The sequence below is a fragment of the Streptomyces sp. NPDC040589 genome (genome assembly GCF_055594445.1).
This window is the reverse complement of the sequence record NZ_JBVIWP010000004.1, coordinates 593,386-611,793: the sequence shown is the minus strand read 5'-3', so window position 1 is coordinate 611,793 and position 18,408 is coordinate 593,386. Positions and strand designations below refer to the sequence as shown.

Sequence of the window (18,408 nt, the reverse complement as noted above, 5' to 3'; positions counted from 1 at the left end):
CTTCCGCCCACCGCTGTTCAGGTGTTGGCCGCGTAGTCCTTCGCGTATTCCTCGGCCATTCTGTCGCCGCCCCGGCTCCGCCACTTCTTCACCGTCGCGTCCCACTCGGACAGCGGCAGCCGCCCGGCGATGATCCCGGTGGCGGTGTCGTCGAGGAGGGTCTTGAGGGTGGCGCCCTGGGAGTTGTTCGTCGCGGACTGCAGCCCGAACGAGGCGTTGCGGACGGCGTGCGGTACGACCTTCCGCTGCCAGGCGTGCAGTGCGCGTACGGCGTCGGGCATGCCGGGCACGAACAGCACCTGGGGACCTTCGGCGAGGTACTTCAGCGGCAGGTTGGTGTTGTTCTCCACCTCGCCGAGCTTGGTGTACTCGGGTGAGCCGTCCTTGGCGCGGGTGAAGTGCACGCCCTCGACGCCGTAGTGGACCAGTTCCCACTCCTGGCTGCCGAAGGGCGCGGCGAGGTAGTCGAGGATGCGCAGCAGCAGTTCGATGCGCTCCTTCTTCGCCTGCTTCAGGACGGTGTAGCCGAAAGAGCGGCGGGCGGCGACGATTCCGCCCGGCTCGCCGCCGACGCTGTACGGGAGGGCGGCCGCCGGGCTCATCTTGCCCTGGGACTCACGGTACTTGGGCAGATAGGCGCCGAACCCGTCCTGCATGGAACCGACGGTGCCGTTGTAGTAGAGGGTCGTCAGGTCGATCTGCGAGATGGACGTGGCGTCGGGATGGTAGGAGCCGTTCTTGCGCAGCCGCGCCTGGAACGCGATCGCCGCCTTGTACCGTTCGTCTGCCGCTCCCGGGAGGAAGGTGCCGTTGTCCGTGACGGCCCAGGCCTGGGGCGCGTTGTGGGCGGCGCTGTGGTAGGCGTTACCGAACAGGGACAGGGCGGCGGCGCCCAGCATGTACGTCTTCCCGCGCGTGCCCCGGCGCGCCACGGCGGTGAAGTCCTCGGCCGTCCAGCCCTCCTTCATGCCCGCGTCGGCGAACATGTCCTGGTTGATCCACAGGGTTGAACCGGGCAGCGGGCGCTCCAGCGGGATGCCGTACAGGAGTCCGCCGATGCGGCCCATGTCGCGCCAGGCGTGGGTGGGGATGTTGGCGAGGTTCGGGTAGTCGGCGATCGCGTCGCCCGACAGGTACGGCGTGAGATCCTGGGCGCGCCGCCGCACGAACTGTGCCTCGCGGGGCAGGGTGAAGCCGGAGAACATGTTGATGATGTCGGGCAGGGCGTCGGCGTCGCCCGCCATGACCGTCGCCATCTTCTTCTGGTAGTCGGCCTGGGAGATGATCGTGTACTCGATCTTCACACCGAGCGCTTTCTCGACGGCCGCCCAGAAGCGGTTCGCCGAGGCGGGCTTGGGCGGTGTGCCGAACGAGACGGTCATGACGCGGACGGTGGAGCCGTCACCCGGGGTGCGGGAGACCGACTTGGCCAGGTCGGAGGGGTAGGACGTGTATCCGGCCTGGACGCCCTCCTCGGTGGGGGCGAGGTCCGGCTTCGGGCCGGTGGCGGGACGGTGGGCCGGCCAGGGGGCGAGCTTCTTCCCGGCGTTGGAGACGTCGCCGTCGCCGGAGCCTGAGGAGCAGGCGGTCAGCAGACCGGGGACGGAGACGGCGGCACCACCGGCGGCCACGGAACGCAGCAGGGTGCGTCGGGACATGCTGGGCATGGGTGAATCACCTCGTGTCGGCTCGAGTCAGCTCTTGATGGCGCCGGTGAGCACGCCCTTGGTGAAGTACTTCTGCAGGAAGGGGTAGACCAGCAGGATCGGCACGGTGGCGATCACGAGCACCGCCATCTGCACGGTCTGCGGAGCGGTGACGGTCGCCTCGCCGGTCGTCGCGTCGGTGAGTCCGGCCCCGGCCACCACATAGGTGCGCAGGACCTGCTGGAGCGGCCAGTGGTCGCTCTCCAGGTACAGCGAGGCGTAGAACCAGGAGTTCCAGTAGGCGACGGCGTAGAACAGGCCGACGACGGCGAGCGCGGCCTTGGACAGCGGCAGCACCACCGACACCAGCACCCGCCAGTCCCCCGCCCCGTCCAGCCGGGCCGCCTCGTACAGCTCCTCGGGGATCGACTGGAAGAAGCCGCGCAGCACGACCAGGTTGAACACGTTGACCAGGACGGGCAGCACGAGCGAGGCGTACGAGTCGAGCAGGCCGAGCTCCTTGACGAGCAGGAAGCTCGGGATCATGCCGGGCGGGAAGAGGAACGTGAACAGCACCAGCAGCAGCACGGGCTTGCCGCCGAAGACCCCCGGGCGGGACAGCGCGTAGGCCAGCGTCACCGTGCAGGCGAGGCTGAGCAGGGTGCCGACGAGGGTCACGCCCGCGCTGACGCCGAGGGCGTGGGTGACGATGCCGCCGTCGAAGATGTCGCGGTAGGCGTCGAGGGTGGGCTCGCTGGGCCACAGCACCCAGCCGCCGTTGTCGACGACCTCCTGGGTGGAGGCCAGGGACGTCGACACGATCACCAGGAACGGCACGCACACCAGCAGCACGACCGTGGCCAGGGCGAGCGCCTTCGCGGTCTGGGTGAGCGGCCGGGGCTTCTCCATCCAGCCGGGCCGGGCGGACGCGCTCACCGGTAGACCCCCTGTTCTCCGAGGCGATGGGCGACCTTGTTGGCCGCGTAGACGAGCAGGGCGCCGACGAGGCCCTTGAACAGGCCCGCGGCTGCCGCGAAGCCGTAGTCGCCGCCGACGATGCCCTGGTAGTAGACGAAGGTGTCGATGACCTCGGCGGTCTGCGGTCCGACCGCGTCGCGTTGCAGCAGCATCTGCTCGAAGCCGACGGAGAGGATGTCGCCGAGCCGCATGATGAGCAGCAGCACCACGACCGGGCGGATGGCGGGCAGGGTGACGTGCCAGAAGCGCCGCCAGGGTCCGGCGCCGTCGATGGCGGCCGCCTCGTACTGCTGCTCGTCGACCTGGGCGAGCGCGGCGAGGAAGATGATCGTGCCCCAGCCGGCGTCCTTCCAGATGACCTGGGCGACGACGAGCGGCTGGAAGGCGTCCGGGTTGCCGATGATGTCGACGGTGTGCAGACCGGCCCCGCTGAGGCCGCTGTTGAGCAGGCCGGTGTCCCCGAGCAGTTGCTGGAACAGCGCGACGACGATCACCCATGAGATGAAGTGCGGCAGATACGCCACCGACTGCACGAACCGGCGCACCGAGCTCCAGGTGAGGGTGTGCAGCAGCAGGGCGAGACCGAGCGGCACCGGGAAGTAGAAGACCAGCTGGAGGACGGCTATCCAGAGGGTGTTGAGGACCGAGTCCCAGAACGCCGCGTCCTCGAACATGCGCTGGAAGTTGCCGAGCCCCACCCAGGGGCTGCCCAGGAGGCCGTCGAACGGCACGTACTCCTTGAACGCGATGACGTTGCCGGCGAGTGCGCCGTAGTGGAACAGCAGGAAGTAGGCCACACCAGGCAGCATGAGCAGAAACAGGGCCCGGCTCTGAAAACCTTTACGCTTGCGCTGCACCCCGTCGGAACCACGGCGAGAGGGGCTCACCCCCTTCGCACCTGCTCGTTCCCGTAAGGCAGTTGCCACGGCTCCCCCTCACCTCGGCCTGTCCGGTGAAGGGAAGTTAAAACGCTTTCACTACGCGGTCAACACTTCTGACACAGCCGGGACTTCACGCCCCGCCGTCACGCCTTCACGCCTTCACGCTGAGAGCAGCCCTCGGCCGAACCAGTCGGAGGAGGAGCGCACGCCGGGCAGGGCGAAGAAGTAGCCGCCACCGGTCGGGGAGATGTAGTCGACGAGGGGTTCGTCGATCAGCCGGGTCTGGGTGGCCTCGAACTGGCGCCGTACGTCCTGCTGGTAGCAGCAGAAGACCAGGCCCATGTCGAGGTTGCCGACGGTGTCGACGCCCCGGTCGTAGTTGTAACCGCGGCGCAGGATGCGGGAGGTGCCGGTCGCCGTGGTGCGTGGGTTGGCGAGGCGGATGTGCGCGTCGAGCGGGATGGCCGTGCCGTGCAGGTCCTTGGCGTAGTTCGGGCTGTCGGTCTCGTGGGCGCCGTCCAGCGGGGCCCCGGTGTCCTTGCGCCGGCCGAACATCAGCTCCTGCTCGGTCAGCGACACCCGGTCCCAGAACTCCACGAGCATCCGGATGATCCGGATGACCTGGTAACTTCCCCCGGTGGCCCAGCCGGGTTCGCCCTGCCCGTCCCCGACCCACACCAGGCGGTGCATCTCGCGGGCCGACGCGACGTCCGGGTTGGCTATGCCGTCCTTGAAGCCCAGCAGGTTGCGCTGGGTGCCGCTGGGACGGGGCGTGTTCTGGAAGCCGTCGACGCGCCACCGGATCTGCATCGCGCCCCGGGTGTGCTTGGCGATGTCGCGCAGCGCGTGCAGCACGGTGTCCTGGCGGGCCGCGCAGATCTGCAGCGACAGGTCGCCGTGGCACTCGGCCGGGTTCAGGTTGTCGTTGGGGAAGGTCCGCATGGGCGTGAGCCGGCGCGGTCTGGCCTCGGCGAGTCCGTACCGCTCGTCGAAGAGGGAGGCGCCGACACCGACGGTGACGGTGAGCGCGTCGGCCGGGACGACCGGGCCGAGGATGCCGTTGTCCGAGGGCGGGGCGCCGACGCCCAGGTCGGCCGGGGTGCCGCCGGAGGTGAGGAAGCGCGCCCGCTGCGTCAATGTCCTGAACAGGTCGGCCAGTTCGGCACGGCCGTCGGCGATGACGTCGAAGGAGACGAAGGCGGCGGCCGACTGCGCGGGGGTGAGGATCCCGGCCTGGTGGGTTCCGTGGAAGGCCACCGGGGCGGCGTTCGCCCCCTCGGCCGCCCGGGCGGTGCCGCCGCTCTCGGCGAGCGCGATTCCTCCCCCGGCGAGGACCGCGCCCGCGGCCCCGGCGCCCAGGGCCGTCTTCACGAAGGAGCGGCGGTTGGCGGGGGCGGGGCAGCCCGGCGGGGGCGTGTCGGCGGACGGCATGGGGGCGTTCCCTTCGGCGGCTTCTGCGGGGCGGTGCGGGTGGTCGGTGCTCACGCGGACTTCCTGATCTCGAGCAGGTCCGGCACCGGCGAGAGGTCTTCCAGGAGTTGCCCGGTGGCCCCGTCGATCCGGGCCCCGGCGGCCGGGGTGAGCCGCTCGACGGGGGTCCAGCCGGCCCCGTGGTGCTCGGAGTCCAGCAGTTTGCGCAGCCGCGCGAGGTCCGCGTCGACGGTGGAGAGCAGGTGCGGGGCACGGGTGGTGAGCAACGGCCTCAGTACGGCCAGCAGTTCACGCGTCCCGGTGAGGTTGGCTTCGGCGGTGGCCAGACCGGTGCCGCTGCCCTGGTCGGTGTCGCCGGTCAGCTCGAACTGAAGGGTGTTCTCCAGGATCTCGTGGGCGCGCAGGGGCAGGTCGGAGGGGTCGAAGTCCTGGTGCGGGAAGGCCCTTCGCAACCCGGCGGCATCATCGGCGAGTTGCCGCGCCGGGCCCTTCAGATCACCGGCCGGCCGGTCGTGCCACAGCCCGTACTCGATCCGGTGGAAGCCGGTGAACTCCTTGTCGTGGACCCCGCCCGGCAGACCGTCGGGCCTGCCGTTGATCTTCTGGTCGAAGTCCTCGAAGGTGCCGTAGGCGGCGCCGAGGGAGGCGTAGGTACGGTGCGCGGTCAGCCAGTCGGTGCGGGCCGTGTCCAGGTGCCCGGCACGGATGTCGTCGCTGAGCTTCCGGGTCTGGGTGACGAGGGTGGCCAGACCGCGATTCACGTACGCCTTGTAGGCCCGCAGCGGCGCGGCGAGATCCTGTGCGGAGACGGGGACGACAGCCGTGGCCGCGCTGCCGCCGCCGACCCGGACCGCCCGGGAGGTGACGGCCTTGCCGTCGGTGGGCACACAGCGCCAGGCGTACGTACCGCCCGCCACGGTGGCGACCAGGTCCCGGGTGGTGCCGGGGGCCAGACCCTCGATCTCACCGTAGACCGCGCCGGTGGCCGGGCTGATGAGGTACACCTCGGACGTCTGCTTCCCCGTGTTGCGCATCAGGAAGGTCCGCCGCCCCGGCGCGGGCGCGGTGAAGCCCTGTCCGCAGTCCGCCTCGGAGACGGCCACCGTCTCTCCGCCGGAGGGCTTGGGACGCGCCAGGGCGACGACCAGGCCGGCCAGGAGCCCGGGGACGGCGACCACGGCGACGGGGAGGAGCCAGCCGGGGCGGGTGGTAGTGCGTGCGGGCGCCGGTGCGGGCGGGCGTGCTTGCGCGTCCCGTGTCGGGGAGGCGGGTGGGGCGACTGCCCTGACTCCCCGCACGAACAGCGTCATCACCACGCCGAGATACCCGACGTACCCCACCACCTGGAGCCAGGTCATCGTCGGCGTCAGATTGAGCACGCCCTGGAGCAGGATGCTGTACCAGGACCCGGCGTCGACACCGCCGCTCAGGTCGACGGCGTACGCCGTACCGCCGGGCAGCACCCCGCCCTCCTGGAGGTCGCGCAGCCCGTAGCCGAGCACGCCCGCGGCGATCACGATGAGGACGGCGCCGGTCACGGTGAAGAAGCGGGTGAGGTTGATGGACAGCACCCGCCGGTAGAGCCCCCAGCACAGCACCGCCGCCAGCACGAGCCCGATGCCCGCGCCGGTCAGGGGCCCGGCCGAGTCGTCCGCCGCACGGGCCGTGGTCCACAGGAACAGCGCGGTCTCCAGGCCCTCGCGCCCCACCGCCAGGAAGGAGGTGAGGACCAGGACACCGGCACCCGTGGTCAGCGCGCCGGTGACCTTCTCCTTGATCTCGCCCGCCAGGCCGCGTGCCGAGCGGCGCATCCAGAACACCATCGCGGTCACGAAGGCCACGGCCACGATGCTCAGCGCGCCGCCGAACGCCTCCTGGGCGGTGGTGGAGAGGGAGGCGGCGGTGAAGGTGAGGACCGCGCCGAAGCTCATCGAGAGCCCGATCGCGGCCAGCACCCCGGTCCACACCTGCGGCAACCGGGACTTGGCGCCGGCCCGCACGAGGGTGGCGACCAGCACGGAGACGATGAGGCCGGCTTCCAGTCCCTCTCTCAGCCCGATCAGGAAGCTCGGAAACGCGTCGTCCCACATGTACTGCGACCCTCCCGAGACTCCGCCCCGGCCTACCGCTCAAACGGGTTAACCAAGGCATGCCTAACTGACGCCGACCATCATGACCTCGACTCTTTGGGCATCTGGTCATGAATGCCTCATGACCCGGCAAAGGTCGAACGACGTTCGAACCTATAGTAGTGATGACCGAGTGTGATGAATCGACTACACGAGCTCCATGCGGGTGACGGGGGAACAAGTGCTGCCGCAAGACGGTCTGTTCGAGGCGGTCATGCGCCGCCGGGCAAGTGACGGCGCGCCGGAACGCTGGCGCAAGGCCCTTGCCGGCTCCGCCGCCCCTCCCCTGCGGTTGCGGTGGGCCTGCCGGTCCAACCTGTTCGCCACGATCACGCCGCCCGTCGCGGTGCCCCTGCTGCCGACTCTGCCCGCGCCCCTCTTCCCCCTCGCCATGGTCTGCGCCGTACTGATCTCGCTGCGGATGGCGCTGAGCACCTGGGCCACCCGGGAGTTGCTCCGTCCGGCTCTCCTGCGGCGGCGGCTGCGTCCGCTCGCCATCGTCCCCGCCGTCGCGGTCGCGGCCACCCCGGCGGGCGAGTGGCTCGCGGACCTCTGGTCCTCCGCTCCGGTGCTGACCGGTGTCGGCGGAGGCATGCTGCTGGCCGGCGCCGCCGTCCTCGGACTGCTGTCGTCAGCGGCGGCGGCCCCCCATGTGCGTTCCAGGAAGGGGCGGTTGCTGCTGTGGACGCCGCGCGTAGTCCTCGGTCGCGGCAGCATGATGTTCCTGCTCGCCGGGGTGTTCCAGCCCCGCCGTGAGCTGCTGGTCGCCACGGTCTTCGTCCTCGCCGCGGAAGCCCTCGCGGCCTGGGCCATGGTCCGGGCGGACCGCAGCACCCTGTGGCGGCCGGCGTGGGCCCGCCTGCGCGGCGGCAGCGGTCCCGCGTACGACGCCACACTGGCGGCCTGGGCCTTCGACCGTGTGCTCGCCCGGCCGATCGGGCCCGACTACCGGGCCGTCGTCGCGTTGACGACGTACGCCTGGCAGTCCTACCGCGGCGCGCTGACCGAGAAGCTGCCGGACGCCCGGACCGGGTTCCTGCTGCGGGAGGGTGCGCAGGAGGCCCTGGAATGGTTGATCCTGGCCGACAACGCCCTTCTCGCCGTGGAGATGAACCCCGAAGCCGTACCGCACTGGGCCAGGCCCGCGATGCTGCGCGCACACCTCACGGCCACCCTCGTCGTACAGGCCACCGCGATCCTGACCTGGGGCAACCTCGACCAGCCGGAGGAGGCCCACGAGGAGGCGCGGGGTGCGGCGCAGGACTTCACTCTGCTCGGAAAACCGGAGTGGGCGGCGTTGTACAGAGTGTGCGCCGCCGCGGTGAGCGCACGGCGCGGGGACAACCCCAATCGGGCGGCCGCCGAACTGCGCGATCTGCTGCGCGAGCGCACGGCGGCCGGACGGCACGGCGGGCCGGTTCAGCACAACGCGGTTCTGACAGCCGCCATGGTGGCCCACCACGTCACCATGCGGGAGGAGGCGCTCGAACTGCTCGCCTCCCTCCAGGGTCTGCCGGCGAACGCGGGTCTCACCGACCTGGAGACCGACGGAATGACGCCCTGGGTCGCGGGCGCGCTGTGGGACGCCGCCATCTACGACGTGAACCGCTACTTCGTCGAACGCGACCTCCGGGAAGCGCTGGGCGGGCCGTCGTACTTCCGGACCGCTCAGTCAGCCAAGGGGGTGGAGTTGACGCCCGGAACCGGCAGACGGCTGACCGAGGACGTCCCGGAGATGCGGACGCCGCCGGGTGAGCGACCGGCCGACGTGACACGTCGAGCCCTCGTGGTGCTGGACAGGATCATCGAGCGCTACGGCCCGGACCACCCCTGGACCCGAATCGAGCGGCAGTACATGGGCGCGGGGGAGAGCATGATCGCGCTCGGGGAATCAGTGCAGGGCCTGGATCGGTTGCACGACCAGATCGACCGGAGTCTGCGCTCGCTGGGCAAGACGCCCGCCCCGCGCTCCCCCGCCCCGTCGGGGCCCTCCGGTCTCGCCGCCAAACGTCTCTACGCCGACGAGACGTTGCGCCTGCTGCTGTCCGATCCGGACACGGACAGCGGACTGCGGAAAGCGTTCAACTACATCGAGGACGTACGGGCCATGAAGCTCAGCTCCGACCTGGCCCGGCGCGCCCTGGCCGAGGGGCCAGAGCCTCCACCTCCGTCCCCGTACCAGCGACAGGACCGCCACGCCTCTCCCGCCCGAGCCGTGCTCTCCCCGCAGGCCATCGCCCAAGCCCAGACAGGCAGCCTCGGGCACACGGAGCTGAACCGGAACCGCGGGGTGTCGGACTTCGGGCAAGTGAGTGAGCTGCTCGCCACGGTCGCCCCGGACACGCTCCTCATGGCGTACTGGCACGACGAGGACGCAACGCTCGTCTTTCTGCTGCGCGCCGACCACCCGGCGCCCCGACTCGTCACCATCCCGCACACCCCGGCGGACCATGCCGCACTGCGCGACGCCCTCAGGGGCATCGAACCGGACGGCCGGCGCCTCGCCCCGACACCCTGGGACGCGCCGTTCCGTCCGTTGGTGGAGGCGGCAGTCCGCCACAGCCGTCCCGGGGAGACGGTGTGGCTGGTGCCCGACGCGCTGCTCCACCACGTGCCCCTGCACGCCGTCGGCCTGCCGGACAGCGGTGTCCTGAGCGACCGCAACCCGGTGTGCTTCTCGCCGAGCGCCTCCCTGATGCGACTCTGCCTGGGCGACGCCGCACCACCCACCGCCCCCGCCTGCGCCCTGCTCATCGCGGACCGCACCTCCGAGGACGCCCTGGCCTTCGCCTCCCTGGAGACCCAGGCCGTCACCGCGCACATCCCCGACGCCACCACCGTGTCCGGCAAGGAGGAACTGCTCAGGCAGTTGTCCGCCCGCCCGTTCGACGTGCTGCACCTGGCCTGCCACGGGGAGTTCCGGCACGGCAGTCCCGGGTCGTCCGCCGTCGTGCTGGGCCGGGACGAGGCGCTGACCGCCCACGACGTGGTGGCTCTGCGGCTGCGCGTCGGGCTGGTCACGATCGGCGCCTGCGAAAGCGGCTTGGGCTCCCTCGACCTCGCCGAGGAGCGCTTCGGACTGGTGCGCGCCTTCCTCCAGGCGGGCGCGAGGTCCGTCCTGGCCACGCTCTGGCAGGTGGACGACCTGTCGGCGGCCATGCTGCTCGACGACTTCTACGCCCGTCTGAGCAGAGGCACGCCTCGAGCCGACGCGCTGCGGCAGGCCCAACTCGCCCTGCGCCGGACCCCCGCACGGGAGGTACGCCGGTACTGCCTGTCCCAGCGGCCCAGGGTCATGGCCCCGGCCGAGCGAGAGGAACTGGACCAGGTGCTCGCCGACCTCGACGGACTGCCCCCGGACCGGCTCGTCTTCGACGACCCCTACCACTGGGCGCCCTTCCAGTTGTACGGCGATTGGCGGTGACCGCGTGCCCACGACCTTCCTGCAGCTCGCTGTCGTGATCGTTGCCGTACTGCCGGGCGTGACCTACCAGTTCACCCGGGAACACGCCCGTGGCCCGTCCGTGCGGCACGCCGACCTCGGCGAGCGGCTGCTGCGGGCCCTCGCCGCCTCCCTCGTCCTGGACATCGCCTACGTCCTGGCCTTCGGGAGGGTGCTCACCGACCGGCTGCCGCTGTCGGCGGCGCGTTGGGAGAAGCTTTCCGTCTCACCTCGTCCGGCAGCGGTGCTCGCGCTGCTGCTGCTCATCGTCCTCCCGGCCGCCGCCGCGTGTGCGGTGTCGCTGTGGCAGCGCCGGGGCCGCCCGGCCCGGTATGTCGCCGCCCCCTCGGCCTGGGACCATGTCTTCGCCGGCCTGGGGCCGTGCTTCTTGCGCGCCCGCCTCAAGAGCGGTTCCTGGGTGGGTGGCTGGTATGGGGCAGGCTCCTACGCGTCCTCCCACCCCGCCTCCGCGTACGACCTGTTCCTGGAGTCGGCGTGGCGGCTCGCCCCTGACGGCAGGTTCCTGTCGAGGGTGGACCGGACCCAGGGTGTCTACATCCGCCTCGACGACATCGAAGTACTGGAATTCGTCACCTCGGAGCAGCGATGAACGACGGCATCTTCCGGTCCCGGCCCCGCGGTTACCGGCCGCGCGAGGCGCAGGCCGAGCCCACAACGCCCCCACCCGGCGCGGCCGGTCCGAGCGCCCCCGACACATCGCTCGAACCGGACGACGAGGCGACCACGACAGGCCCGCCGAGCCTCGACGACACATCGGGCGCATCCGCCTAGACGGCTCGCGTTCTCGGCGTGCCGGGCCGCCCCGAGCGGTCGGCCCGGTCCACCCACCTCTTGACGCGTCAATGACAACAATGGCTTGATGTCATGGGAGCGCTCCCACCTCATCCAGGGAAGGGACCACCATGCGCAGTACCCACCGCTCGTCCCCGCACTTACGGATCGTCACGGTTCTCGGCCTCCTGGCCAGCCTGCTCCTCCCCCTCGGCCTGACCGCCGCACCCCGCGCGACGGCCGCCCCGGCCGCGGATCCCGTCCGCGTCATGCCGCTCGGCGACTCGATCACCGGCTCGCCGGGCTGTTGGCGGGCGGTGTTGTGGAACCGGCTCGTGAACAGCGGATACAAGGACATCGACTTCGTCGGCACCCTCCCCACGCAGGGCTGCGGACAGGCACACGACGGCGACAACGAGGGCCACGGCGGCGAGTTGGTGACGAACGTCGCCGACCAGAACCTGCTGCCGGGAAGGCTTGCCGCCACCCGACCGGACATCGTTGTCATGCACTTCGGCACGAACGACGTGTGGAGCAGCATCGCCCCCGACCGCATCCTCGCCGCCTACACCAAGCTCGTGACGCAGATGCGGGCCTCCGATCCGGACATGCGGATCCTCGTCGCGCAGCTCATCCCGATGAACCCGAGCAGTTGCGCGGCCTGCGCACAGCGCGTCGTCGACTTCAACGCGGCGATTCCCGCCTGGGCCCGGGCGACCAGCACCGACCGCTCCCCGGTCACCGTCGTCGACCAGTGGACGGGCTTCAGCACGGCCGCCGACACCTATGACGGAGTGCACCCCAACGCCTCCGGCGACGACAAGATCGCCGCCCGCTGGTACCCGGCCCTGGCGGCCGTCCTCGACGGGGGCGTCCCGCAGGACCCGGGCGACCCCGGTGACCCGGGCGAGGAACCCGGGGCCTGCACCGCACGCTTCCGGGCCGTCTCCTCCTGGCAGGGCGGCTATCAGGGCGAGGTGACGGTGACGAACACGTCGGCCTCCGCCACCTCGGGCTGGACCGCGACCGTCGTACCGGCGGGCGGCGCGCGTCTCACCCAGGTCTGGAACGGCACCCACACGACGGCCGCCGACGGCACGGCCACCGTCACGAACGCGGCGTGGAACGGCGCGCTGGCCCCCGGCGCGAGCGCCACGTTCGGCTTCGTCGCCACCGCCCCGGCAACGGCCGGGACCCCGGCGGCGACCGTCACGTGCACGGCGAAGACCCCGGCCGCCTGACACCCGGCGCGGGCCCGACTGCCCGTCAACTCATCCTCTCTGGAGCCGCTATGAGATCTCGTACCGCATCCGTCCCACGAGTGGCCGGAGTGGCCGCCGCCCTCCTGGGACTCCTGCTCTCCTTACTCTCCTTCAGCACACCGGCACAGGCCGCCCCCACCGGCTTCCGCGTCGAGAACGGCCGCCTCGTGGAAGCCTCCGGGAACGATTTCGTGATGCGCGGCGTCAACCACGCCCACACCTGGTACCCGGGTGAGACGCAGTCGCTGGCCGACGTCAAGTCGCTGGGCGCCAACACCGTCCGTGTCGTCCTCTCCGACGGCCACCGCTGGACCAAGAACAGCGCGCAGGACGTGGCGGGTGTCATCGCCCAGTGCAAGGCCAACCGGCTCATCTGCGTGCTGGAGGTGCACGACACCACCGGCTACGGAGAGGAGTCCGCGGCCGGGACCCTCGACCACGCGGCCGACTACTGGATCGGTCTGAAAGAGGTGCTCGCCGGTCAAGAGGACTACGTCATCATCAACATCGGCAACGAGCCCTGGGGCAACACCAATCCCGCAGGGTGGACCGATCCCACCATCGCCGCCGTCAAGAAGCTGCGCAACGCCGGATTCACGCACACGATCATGGTGGACGCCCCCAACTGGGGCCAGGACTGGCAAGGCGTGATGCGCGCCAACGCCAAGTCCGTCTACAACGCCGACCCCACCGGCAACCTGATCTTCTCGATCCACATGTACAGCGTCTACGACACCGCCCAGGAGATCACCGACTATCTGAACGCCTTCGTCAACGCCAAACTCCCCATCCTCATCGGTGAGTTCGGAGGACCGGCCGACCAGTACGGCGACCCTGACGAGGACACCATGATGGCCGTGGCCCAACAGCTGCGGCTCGGCTACCTGGCCTGGTCCTGGAGCGGCAACACCGACCCGATCCTCGACCTGGCGATCGAGTTCGACCGCACCCGGCTCAGTTCCTGGGGCCAGCGCGTCTTCAACGGCGCCAACGGCATCGCCGCGACCTCGAAGGAAGCCACCGTCTACTCCTCGGGCGGCGGTGACACCACTCCCCCGACCGCTCCCGGCACACCGACCGCCTCGGAGGTGACCTCGTCATCCGTGAAGCTGGCCTGGTCCGCCGCCACGGACGCCACCGGAGTCACGGGCTATGACGTCGTCCGGGTCAGCGGCGCGACCGAGACCACCGCCACCACCACGACGGGCACCTCCGCCACCGTCACCGGCCTCACCCCATCCACCGCCCACACCTTCGCCGTCTACGCCCGTGACGCGGCGGGCAACCGGTCGCCCCGCTCGGCCACGGTGACGGTCACGACCTCCCCCGGCGGCTCACCGTCGGCCTGCGGCGTCGGCTACCGGGTGACGAGCAGCTGGCCCGGCGGCTTCCAGGGCGAGATCGTCCTCCGCAACACCGGCACGTCGGCGATCAACGGCTGGACGCTGCGCTGGACCTTCCCCGACAGCCAGCGCGTCAGCAACCTCTGGGGCGGAACGGCGACGCAGAGCGGCTCCGAGGTCAGCGTCGCGGCGGCCTCGTACACCGCGACGATCCCCGCGGCGGGCTCGGTCACCCTCGGCTTCACGGCCACCCGGTCCACCGCGAACCCGAGTCCCACGGCGTTCGCGCTGAACGGCGGGGCCTGCTCGGTGAGCTGACGCGCCGCGTGCGACGGTGCCGGCGCGCTTCCCGGCGCCCGGTGCGGCGGCACCGTCGCCGTGGCTGTGATCCATACGACATCGCACCGGAAAGCGGTTTACCCGGCCCCGCAGCGGTGAGGCGGCGGGGATGTCTCACCGGCACCCCACTGCCGTCACTCCGGCAAGATGCGCCCGCACCCGTTCCGGTCTCCCCCACCGAGCGCGGGGGGCGTGATGAGCGAGGACACCCTGCGCATGCGCGCCGTCTCGCCGGGCGACGGCGGGCGGGGGCGGAAGGACGCGTCCGAGGCCGCCACCCCCGCGCAGCGGTCCGGGCAGCGGGACGCCTTCTTCGACAACGCGAAGTACCTGGCGATCGTGCTGGTGGCGATGGGGCACTCCTGGGAGCCATTGCGGGACGGCAGCCGGGCGGCGAGCGCGCTGTACATGGTGGTGTACGCCTTCCACATGCCGGCGTTCATCATCATCTCCGGCTACTTCTCGCGCACCTTCGACGCCGGCCCGGGACGCATCAGGCGTCTGATCACCGGACTCGCCGTTCCGTACGTCGTCTTCGAGACGGCGTACACCCTGTTCACCCGGTGGACCGACCAGGAGCCCGACCGGCCGATCAGCCTGCTGGACCCGCTCTATCTGACCTGGTTCCTCGCGGCGCTGTTCATCTGGCGGCTGACCACGCCGGTGTGGCGGCATGTGCGGTGGCCGCTGCCGGTGGCCCTGGTCATCGCGATGCTGGCGACGCTCTCGCCGAACGTCGGCAACGACCTCGACCTGCAGCGCACTCTGCAGTTCCTGCCGTACTTCGTCCTCGGCCTGTGCCTGAAGCCGGAGCACTTCCGGCTGGTGCGCCGGCGCAAGGTGCGCATCCTCGCCGTGCCGGTCTTCGCCGCCGCCCTCGCCGTGGCCTACTGGGCGGTGCCGCGGATGACCGGCGCCTGGTTCTACCACCGCGACAGCGCGGAGGAACTCGCCGCGCCCTCCTGGTCCGGGCCCGTCATGACACTGGTGATCTTCGGCTGCTCGCTGGTCCTGGTGGCCTGCTTCCTCTCCTGGGTGCCCGGGCGCCGGGCATGGTTCACGGTGCTGGGCGCGGGCACGCTGTACGGCTATCTGCTGCACGGCTTCGTCGCCCAGGGGTCCAAGTTCTGGGGCTGGTACGAGCCGGCGTGGATCCACCGGCCCCTGGGAGAGCTCGTCGTCACGGCCGTCGCGGCCGTCGTCGTGACCGCGCTGTGCACCCCGCCGGTACGGCGGCTGTTCCGCTGGGTGATGGAGCCCGAGATGGCATGGGCGTTCCGCCGGGACGCCCGCGATCAGGCCCGGGAACGCAAGGCCGTACGAGAGCGGACCGCCGTACGCGAGTGACGTTCGACGCGCCGCCTGGAACGAGGGGGGCCGCTATCGATGAGCGTCGGTGCGTACGTGCGCACGCACCCCTTGCAGGCCGAACAGGATGAGCAGCTCGACCACGCCCCCGTCGGCGCTGCCCAGCCAGTGGGGCAAGGACGTGTCGAACTCGGCTGCCTCACCGGCCGGCAGTGTCAGATCCCGCTCGCCGATCACGAGCCGCAGGCGTCCGTTGAGCACGTAGAGCCATTCGAAGCCCTCGTGGGTCTGCGGGGTCGGTTCGAGTGGTTCCGGCCGGGCGGGGATGATCATCTTGAACGCGTGCACCCCGCCCGGCCGCCGGGACAGGGGCACGAAGGTCATACCGAACCGCCGGATCGGCTTGAGGTGGATCCGGGGGTCGCCGGTGCGCGGGGCACCGACGAGGTCGTCCAACGGAACGTCATAGGTACGGGCCAGCGGCAGCAGCAGTTCCAGGCTCGGCCGGCGCTGCCCGCTCTCCAGCCGGGACAGCGTGCTCTCCGAGACGCCCGTCGTCACCGCGAGGTCGGCGAGGGTGATGCCGCGGGCACGACGCAGCGCACGAAGCCGCGGCCCCACCCCGTCCAGCACTTCGTCGTCCGTCTTGCGATCCTCCATCGTGCCATCTTGCCGTAACCGCAAGATTCCGTGCCAGGTCGTGGTGTGCCTGGCGAGACTGCGTGCATCCCGACTCAAGGAGCCTTCATGAGCACCACCGATGCGGTCGCGTTCTGGGACGGCGTCTACGCGGCCCGACCGGCAGCCGAGGGCCCGCAGCCGAATGTCCGCCTCACCGAGACGGTGACGGGCCTGCCGCCGGGTGATGTGCTGGACCTCGGATGCGGCGACGGCGGCGACGCGCTGTGGCTCGCCCGCCGGGGTTGGCACGTCACCGCCGTCGACATTTCGGCCGTGGCGGTCGAGAGGCTCGCCGCCCTCGCCCGCGCACACGGCCTGGGCGACCGCGTCACCACCGTGCGGGCCGACCTGCACCGGTCTTGCCCGCCCGGCGGATTCGACCTGGTCTGCGCCCACTATCTGCACACGTCCTTTGACCTGGACCGGGCAACCGTCCTGCGCTCGGCCGCGCAGGCGCTGCGCCCGGGCGGGCGGCTGCTGGTCGTCGACCACGGCTCGGCCGCGCCGTGGTCGTGGAACCAGGATCCCGACATCCACTACCCGAGCCCGCGGGAAGTCGCCGCGGGTATCGACCTGGCCCCGCGGACATGGACGGTAGAGCGGGCCGACGCACCCCGCCGGATCGCGACCGGACCGGACGGGCGCACCGCCGAGGTCACCGACCACGTCCTCCTCATCCGCCGCACCGCCTGAGACGGCAGGAAGGGAGACCACGGTGCCCAGCACATCGCGCCGCGACCGCCGCGACACCCCGCCGCCCCGGACCGGAAGCAACGAGACCGAGGTCCTGCGCGGATTCCTCGACTACCTCCGGAGTTCGATCGCCGCGAAGGTCGACGGCACCGCCGAACCGCAGGTGCGGTCAGCCGCCGTGCCCTCGGGCACGAACCTGCTCGGACTGCTCCACCACCTGACTCTCGTCGAGCGCTCGGTGTTCCTCGGGGACGAGGTCACCGACTGGCAGGCGACGTTCCGAGCCGCGCCGACGGACAGTGCGGCCGATGTCGTCGCCCGCTACCGGGACGCGGTCGAGCGCGCGAACGACGTTCTCGACGGCTGCACCGATCTCGGCGCACCGGTCCCCCGACCGCGGCCGGACCGTCCCGCTCCCAGCATCCGCTGGGCTCTCACCCACATGATCGAGGAGACCGGCCGACACGCGGGCCACGCGGACATCCTCCGCGAACTCGTCGACGGCACCACCGGCCGCTGATCCACCTTCTCCAGGACGGGAACACATGATCACAGCACCACGGCCGTCGCCGCACCGCTTCCCCCGGTCCGCGCACACGGTGGCAACCGTCATGCTCGCCCTCTTCCGCACTGCTAGAACACCTTCCGACACGAGTTCGCCGACGTCGACGGCGTGTCGGCCTTCCCGGACTGGGAGACAGCACGGGCTCACCGGCCGGCTACGACAAAGCCACGCTGGCGCGATAGGTGCACACGCTGATCGCCGATCGGCTGGGGGTGGGTGACGCCCGTGTCGTCGGGCAGGGTCTCGGCGCCGCGGTGGCATTCCAGTACGCCGTCCAGTTCCCCGACACCGCACGCCTCGGCTACCTCGACCTGCAACTCGACTCGATCCGGGGCACCGTGGCCCCGCGCATGACCGACATCGTGCGGGCGGTGGACGTGCCAACGCCTGCCACTGGCTCGTCGCGGAAAACCCTGGGTTCGTCACCACTCACAGGAGCCCCCAGCCATGCACACGTACGACGTCACAGTGACCACCAGCGCCTCGCCGGAACTCGTCTGGAAGCTACTGGTCGACGCCGCGAGTTGGCCGCTGTGGTCCAAGGTGGACAGTCTGGACACCACACGGTCCGTCGGCCTCGACCCCGGCGGCGACGACGGCGTCGGCGCCGTACGCGCCTTCCGAACGGGCCGCACTGTGACCGGGGAACGGCTGACCGAGAAGGTCGAGCGCCGCCTCTTGGCCTACGAAGACGCGTTCAACTCGTCCATGCACAACTACCACGCGCGCATCGCACTGACGCCGACAGCGAGCTCAGGCACGATCATCCACTGGCACGGCGAGTACGAGACGAACTGGCTGTTGCGCTGGTTCATGCCGCGCTACCTCCAGAAGTTCATGCAGGACATGGCGGAAGGTCTGGCCCGTTACGCCGAGCAGTGCAAGTCAGCTCGGTGACGCCTGCGCCACGTCGCGCGC

At 70.8% G+C, this 18,408-nt stretch carries 15 protein-coding genes; 9 read left to right on the top strand and 6 right to left on the bottom strand.

Annotated elements, in window-relative coordinates:
* Nucleotides 1–17 precede the first annotated feature (17 nt).
* The 5 genes from ACZ58V_RS20655 to efeU form a co-directional block, all read right to left on the bottom strand.
* On the bottom strand, nucleotides 18–1,667 hold the full coding sequence (locus tag ACZ58V_RS20655) for an extracellular solute-binding protein (RefSeq protein WP_471291273.1): 1,650 nt from the start codon (nucleotides 1,665–1,667) through the stop codon (nucleotides 18–20).
* Between the two features lie 27 nt (nucleotides 1,668–1,694).
* Nucleotides 1,695–2,582, bottom strand: coding sequence for a carbohydrate ABC transporter permease (locus ACZ58V_RS20650; RefSeq protein WP_468196045.1), 888 nt, complete (start codon nucleotides 2,580–2,582; stop codon nucleotides 1,695–1,697).
* Nucleotides 2,579–3,433, bottom strand: a complete 855-nt coding sequence (locus tag ACZ58V_RS20645; RefSeq protein WP_471291271.1) for an ABC transporter permease — start codon at nucleotides 3,431–3,433, stop codon at nucleotides 2,579–2,581. The genes ACZ58V_RS20650 and ACZ58V_RS20645 overlap by 4 nt, the downstream gene beginning before the upstream one ends.
* 231 nt (nucleotides 3,434–3,664) lie before the next feature.
* Nucleotides 3,665–4,936 (bottom strand): iron uptake transporter deferrochelatase/peroxidase subunit, encoded by a 1,272-nt coding sequence (gene efeB, locus ACZ58V_RS20640; protein WP_471291748.1) that lies wholly within the window; start codon nucleotides 4,934–4,936, stop codon nucleotides 3,665–3,667.
* Nucleotides 4,937–4,986: 50 nt separating this feature from the next.
* Nucleotides 4,987–7,026, bottom strand: coding sequence for an iron uptake transporter permease EfeU (efeU, locus tag ACZ58V_RS20635; RefSeq protein ID WP_471291269.1), 2,040 nt, complete (start codon nucleotides 7,024–7,026; stop codon nucleotides 4,987–4,989).
* A gap of 199 nt (nucleotides 7,027–7,225) precedes the next feature.
* Here efeU and ACZ58V_RS20630 point away from each other — a divergent pair, with 199 nt between their 5' ends.
* The 6 genes from ACZ58V_RS20630 to ACZ58V_RS20605 all read left to right on the top strand — a co-directional run bounded on the left by ACZ58V_RS20630 (nucleotide 7,226) and on the right by ACZ58V_RS20605 (nucleotide 15,590).
* Nucleotides 7,226–10,489 carry a CHAT domain-containing protein gene (locus ACZ58V_RS20630; RefSeq protein ID WP_468196039.1) on the top strand — a complete coding sequence of 1,088 codons (3,264 nt, stop codon included), beginning with the start codon at nucleotides 7,226–7,228 and terminating at the stop codon, nucleotides 10,487–10,489.
* A gap of 4 nt (nucleotides 10,490–10,493) precedes the next feature.
* Complete coding sequence (locus ACZ58V_RS20625) at nucleotides 10,494–11,117, top strand: DUF6338 family protein (RefSeq protein WP_468196037.1); 624 nt, start codon at nucleotides 10,494–10,496, stop codon at nucleotides 11,115–11,117.
* Entirely contained in the window at nucleotides 11,114–11,299 is a 186-nt protein-coding gene (locus ACZ58V_RS20620) for a hypothetical protein (RefSeq protein WP_468196034.1), read from the top strand. Before ACZ58V_RS20625 ends, ACZ58V_RS20620 begins: the two co-directional genes overlap by 4 nt.
* A 131-nt stretch (nucleotides 11,300–11,430) precedes the next feature.
* The gene (locus tag ACZ58V_RS20615) at nucleotides 11,431–12,540 is read left to right on the top strand and encodes a GDSL-type esterase/lipase family protein (RefSeq protein WP_471291267.1); all 1,110 of its coding nucleotides are present in this window, start codon (nucleotides 11,431–11,433) and stop codon (nucleotides 12,538–12,540) included.
* Nucleotides 12,541–12,590: 50 nt separating this feature from the next.
* A complete protein-coding gene (locus ACZ58V_RS20610) occupies nucleotides 12,591–14,222 on the top strand; it encodes a cellulase family glycosylhydrolase (RefSeq protein WP_471291265.1) in 1,632 nt (543 codons plus the stop codon).
* Nucleotides 14,223–14,438: 216 nt separating this feature from the next.
* Nucleotides 14,439–15,590 (top strand): acyltransferase family protein, encoded by a 1,152-nt coding sequence (locus ACZ58V_RS20605; protein ID WP_471291264.1) that lies wholly within the window; start codon nucleotides 14,439–14,441, stop codon nucleotides 15,588–15,590.
* Between the two features lie 33 nt (nucleotides 15,591–15,623).
* On the opposite strand, the gene ACZ58V_RS20600 is transcribed toward ACZ58V_RS20605, so the two are convergent.
* A complete protein-coding gene (locus ACZ58V_RS20600; RefSeq protein WP_471291262.1) occupies nucleotides 15,624–16,211 on the bottom strand; it encodes an XRE family transcriptional regulator in 588 nt (195 codons plus the stop codon).
* A gap of 87 nt (nucleotides 16,212–16,298) precedes the next feature.
* Between ACZ58V_RS20600 and ACZ58V_RS20595 the strand changes: the two genes are divergently transcribed.
* The 3 genes from ACZ58V_RS20595 (at nucleotide 16,299) to ACZ58V_RS20585 (ending at nucleotide 18,387) form a co-directional block, all read left to right on the top strand.
* Nucleotides 16,299–16,925: an SAM-dependent methyltransferase gene (locus tag ACZ58V_RS20595; protein WP_471291260.1), complete on the top strand. Its 627-nt coding sequence runs from the start codon at nucleotides 16,299–16,301 to the stop codon at nucleotides 16,923–16,925.
* Nucleotides 16,926–16,947: 22 nt separating this feature from the next.
* Complete coding sequence (locus tag ACZ58V_RS20590) at nucleotides 16,948–17,445, top strand: DinB family protein (protein ID WP_468196022.1); 498 nt, start codon at nucleotides 16,948–16,950, stop codon at nucleotides 17,443–17,445.
* 492 nt (nucleotides 17,446–17,937) lie between these two features.
* The gene (locus ACZ58V_RS20585; protein WP_468196021.1) at nucleotides 17,938–18,387 is read left to right on the top strand and encodes an SRPBCC family protein; all 450 of its coding nucleotides are present in this window, start codon (nucleotides 17,938–17,940) and stop codon (nucleotides 18,385–18,387) included.
* Nucleotides 18,388–18,408 lie beyond the last annotated feature (21 nt).